This is a genomic window from Oerskovia sp. NPDC056781, assembly GCF_042789955.1.
Classification (GTDB): domain Bacteria; phylum Actinomycetota; class Actinomycetes; order Actinomycetales; family Cellulomonadaceae; genus Oerskovia; species Oerskovia rustica.
The window spans coordinates 1-4,364 of the sequence record NZ_JBHUAD010000288.1; the positions used below are offsets into that span (position 1 = coordinate 1).

Annotated in this window: 4 protein-coding genes and 1 tRNA gene; 3 read left to right on the forward strand and 2 right to left on the reverse strand. The window is 70.6% G+C overall.

Annotated features, from left to right (window positions below; translation table 11 throughout):
• Nucleotides 1–45: 45 nt before the first annotated feature.
• Complete coding sequence (locus ACFRCR_RS17230) at nt 46–534, reverse strand: RidA family protein (protein ID WP_377679235.1); 489 nt, start codon at nt 532–534, stop codon at nt 46–48.
• The gene (locus ACFRCR_RS17235; protein ID WP_021481786.1) at nt 534–698 is read right to left on the reverse strand and encodes a hypothetical protein; all 165 of its coding nucleotides are present in this window, start codon (nt 696–698) and stop codon (nt 534–536) included. The genes ACFRCR_RS17230 and ACFRCR_RS17235 overlap by 1 nt, the downstream gene beginning before the upstream one ends.
• A 143-nt stretch (nt 699–841) precedes the next feature.
• Here ACFRCR_RS17235 and ACFRCR_RS17240 point away from each other — a divergent pair, with 143 nt between their 5' ends.
• From ACFRCR_RS17240 to ACFRCR_RS17250, 3 genes are all read left to right on the forward strand, one after another.
• Complete coding sequence (locus tag ACFRCR_RS17240; protein WP_377679237.1) at nt 842–3,193, forward strand: transglycosylase domain-containing protein; 2,352 nt, start codon at nt 842–844, stop codon at nt 3,191–3,193.
• A gap of 11 nt (nt 3,194–3,204) precedes the next feature.
• Nucleotides 3,205–4,149 (forward strand): metallophosphoesterase, encoded by a 945-nt coding sequence (locus ACFRCR_RS17245; RefSeq protein WP_377679239.1) that lies wholly within the window; start codon nt 3,205–3,207, stop codon nt 4,147–4,149.
• A 112-nt stretch (nt 4,150–4,261) separates the two neighbouring features.
• Nucleotides 4,262–4,338 (forward strand) — tRNA-Pro (locus tag ACFRCR_RS17250).
• Nucleotides 4,339–4,364: the final 26 nt, after the last annotated feature.

Below are 4,364 nucleotides of genomic sequence, written 5' to 3' on the forward strand. Positions count from 1 at the left end.
CCCACGGGTCGCGCGACCGGCCTCTCGCCTTCTCGGACGAGTCGCTCAGGCGTCCGCGGGGTCCGCGAGCTCGACGACGAGCTCCACCTCCACCGGGGAGTCGAGCGGGAGCACCGCGACGCCCACCGCGCTGCGCGCGTGGACGCCTGCGTCGCCGAAGATCTCCCCGAGCACCGTGCTGGCGCCGTTGATCACGGCCGGCTGACCCGTGAACGACGGGTCGCTCGCCACGAACCCGACGACCTTGACGATCCGGGAGACCTGGTCGAGGTCCCCCACGAGCGCCTTGACCGCCGTGAGCGCGTTGAGCGCGCTCGTGCGGGCGTAGCCGGTCGCGTCGGTCGGCGCGACGAGCCCCTCGCCGTCACCGACCTTGCCGGTCGCCGGCAGGGCGCCCGCCACGAACGGGAGCTGGCCCGAGGTGTACACGTACCGGCCGGTGCGCACCGCGGGGACGTACGCGGCGACGGGCGCGGCGACGTCGGGCAGGGTGATGCCCAGCTCGCCGAGCCGGGCGTCGACGACGCCGGCCACTACTTCTCGCCGGTCGGTCGCTTGAGGTAGGCCACGAGGCCGTTCCCGTCCGGTCCCGTGACGACCTGGACGAGCTCCCAGCCGTCCGAGCCCCACTGGTCGAGGACTGCCTTGGTGTTGTGGATGATGAGGGGGATGGTCGCGTACTCCCAGGTGGTTGCCATGCGCCCGAGCGTAGTCGCCATCCAGCCCGCGCACAGGTCACACCTGCTCCCCGAACCGGCCCACGGATGCTCACACAACCCGCACACCGGACGAGGCCGGAATCCTCGGAGGAGCGTCGGCGCCCTCCCGTAGGCTTGCGCCTATGGCTTCCCCTGCGCGTCCCCGTCGACAAGTCAACGCCTATCAGCTCATCGCCCTGCTGCTGGCGTTCGTCCTGGTCTCCGGGGTCGGCGGCGTGCTCGGCGCAGGCCTGCTGATCCCCCTCGCGGCGGGCGCCAGCCAGGTCACCGACAGCAGCGTCCAGATCTTCGAGGAGCTGCCCGACGAGCTCGAGCCGGGCCCCCTCGCCGAGCTCTCGCGCGTCTACGCCAAGGACGGCACCACGCTGCTCGCGACGTTCTACCAGGAGAACCGCATCGTGGTCCCCCTGGACCAGGTCTCCGAGCACATGAAGAACGCGGTCGTCGCGACCGAGGACAAGCGCTTCTACGAGCACGGCGGGATCGACCCCGAGGGCACCGTGCGTGCCGCCGTGAACAACGCGATGGGCAAGTCGCAGCAGGGTGGGTCGAGCCTGACCCAGCAGTACGTCAAGAACGTCCTGATCGAGCAGGCCGTCCGCGCCGAGGACCCCATCGCCATGGAGGCCGTCAAGGAGAGCACCATCGAGCGCAAGGCCCGTGAGGCCAAGCTCGCGATCTCTCTCGAGAAGCGCATGACGAAGGACGAGATCCTCCAGGGCTACCTCAACATCGCGCAGTTCGGCGTCCGGGTCTACGGCGTCGAGACCGCGGCGCGGCACTACTTCGGCAAGAGCGCGTCCGACCTCTCGATCGTCGAGGCCGCGACCATCGCCGGCGTGACCAACGCGCCCGGCAAGTACGACCCGGTGACCAACCCGGCGAAGTCCGAGGAGCGGCGCAACCTGGTGCTCCGTCGAATGCTCGAACAGGGCTACATCACCCAGCAGGAGCACGACGAGGCCGTCGCGACCCCGCTGCCCGCGACCCTCAACATCGTGCCCGTGGAGGTCGGCTGCGAGGCCGCGAACGGCGCGGCGTTCTTCTGCGACTACGTCACCAAGGTCATCATCTCCAACCCGAGCTTCGGCGAGACCGAGAAGGACCGCAAGGCCCTGCTCTACCGCGGAGGCCTCGACATCACGACGACGCTCGACCCCGCGATGCAGGCCGCGGCCGAGGAGAACGCGCTGGCAGCGGTGCCGACGAACGACCCGAGCGGCATCGAGGACGCGATCGTCTCGATCGAGCCCGGCACCGGGAAGATCCTGGCGATGGCCCAGAACCGCCCGTACGACGCGGCCCTCGAGCCCGAGCCGGGCACGACCGCGCAGAACTACAGCGCGGACCAGGCTCACGGCTCCTCCCGAGGCTTCTCCCCTGGATCGACGTGGAAGCCCTTCCTCCTGGCCGAGTGGCTCAGGTCCGGCCACACCCTCAACGAGTCGGTGAGCGCGAACAAGCGCGCGTGGAACAACACCGACTTCGACTGGTGCGGTGCGCGGGTACGCAACGAGGCGAAGCCCTGGAGCCCCAGCAACTCCGACGGCAACAACGACCAGGGCAACATCTCCGTCCTGCGCGCCACGTACAACTCGATCAACACCGCGTACGCGTCCATGGAGTCCCAGCTGCGTCTGTGCGACGTCAAGTCGACCGCCGAGGCCATCGGTTTCAAGCCGGCCGTCACGGCCGACAAGGAGGCCGGCGTCAAGATGATGCCGTCGATGGTCATCGGCACGCAGGAGTCCTCTCCCCTGCAGATGGCCGCGGCCTACGCCACGTTCGCCAGCGGCGGCACCTACTGCGACCCGATCGCGATCACCCGCATCGTCGACGCGGAGGGCAAGGACCTCGAGGTCCCGTCGGCGAACTGCACGGCCGCGCTCGACCCCGCGGTGGCCAACACCGTGACCTACGCTCTCGAGAACGTCATGACCCAGGGCTCCGGCAAGAAGTCGCAGCTCGACGGGCGCCCGAGCGCAGGAAAGACCGGTACCGCGAACCTCAACACCCACACCTGGTTCGTCGGCTACACCCCGCAGGTCTCCACGGCCGTCTGGATCGGCAACGCCGAGAAGAACGTCGAGATGCGGAGCAACGGGCGCGGGCGCTTCGTCATCAACGGCGTCGGCAAGCAGTGGTGGTTCGGCTCGGACCTCGCGGCGCCGACCTGGCGTGACTACATGAACACCGTCCTCGCAGGCACCCCTGCCCAGCCGTTCCCGGCGCCGGACCCGAAGATGGTCGGCCAGGTCCAGGCTCCGCCGACCACCACGACCCCCACGACCCCCACGACCCCGCCGAGTGACGGTGGGACCGGCAACGGCGGCAACGGGAACGGCGGCGGGAACGGTAACGGCGGCGGCAACGGCGGCAACGGGAACGGCGGCAACGGGAACGGCGGCGGCAACGGCGGCGGGAACGGGAACGGCGGCGGCGAGACCGGCACGCCGGGCGGGGAGCAGGACTGACCGGGGCCCGCGTGCACCCCGCGCTCGTCGGCGTCGGCGCCCTCGCCGCCGCCGGAGCGGGGGCGCTCGCCTACGCCCACCTGGAGACCAAGCTCTTCACCCTGCGTGAGGTCACGGTCCCGGTGCTCCCTCGGGGGGCGTCCGACGTGCGGGTCCTGCACTTCTCGGACCTCCACCTCACGCCCACGCAGGAGCGCAAGATCGAGTGGATCCGGTCCCTCGCGGCCCTGCGCCCCGACTTCGTGGTCGACACGGGCGACAACCTGGCGCACGTGGACTCGTTGGAGCCGCTCCTCGACGCCCTCGAGCCGCTCCTGAGCAGCGCTCCCGGGGCGTTCGTCATGGGGTCGAACGACTACTTCGCGCCCTCGCCGAAGAACCCTGCCCGGTACCTGCTGCCCGACGCGCGGATCTTCCACAAGATCGACCCGCCGCGGCTCCCCGCGGACAAGCTGGCCGCCGCGTTCCGTGCCGCGGGCTGGATCGACCTCACCAACCGCCGCGACGCGATCGACGTCGGGGGCGTGCACATCGACCTCGTGGGCGTCGACGACCCGCACCTGGACAGGGACGTCTTCCCTGCCGCACACGAACGGGTGGCGGGCGACCACGGGACGGAGGCTGCGTCGTCGGGCCTGCGGATGGGCGTGGTGCACGCGCCCTACGTGCGTGTCCTCGACCAGATGCACGACGACGGCGCTGACGTGATCCTCGCCGGCCACACCCACGGCGGGCAGCTCTGCGTCCCGTTCTACGGGGCGCTCGTGACCAACTGCGACCTGGACCGCGGGCGGGCCAAGGGCCTGCACGGGTGGCCCGGGGCGCGGCCTGACGCCCCGGGCGGCGAGGACTCGACCTGGCTCAACGTGTCGGCCGGAGCGGGCACCTCGCCGTACGCGCCCTTCCGGTTCGCGTGCCGCCCGGAGGCCACGCTCGTGACGCTCACCGCGCGCTGAGGGGCCGGTTTCGTCGCAGGGGCAAACGTCGGCTATCCTAGGCAGGCTCCAGCGCGCAGGTTTGGCGGGACCTTTCGAGGACCCTTTGCAGGCCGGTCGCAACAGGAGCAATCGGGGTGTGGCGCAGCTTGGTAGCGCGCGTCGTTCGGGACGACGAGGTCGCAGGTTCAAATCCTGTCACCCCGACCAGCACGAAGGCCCGGAGTCCACTGGAC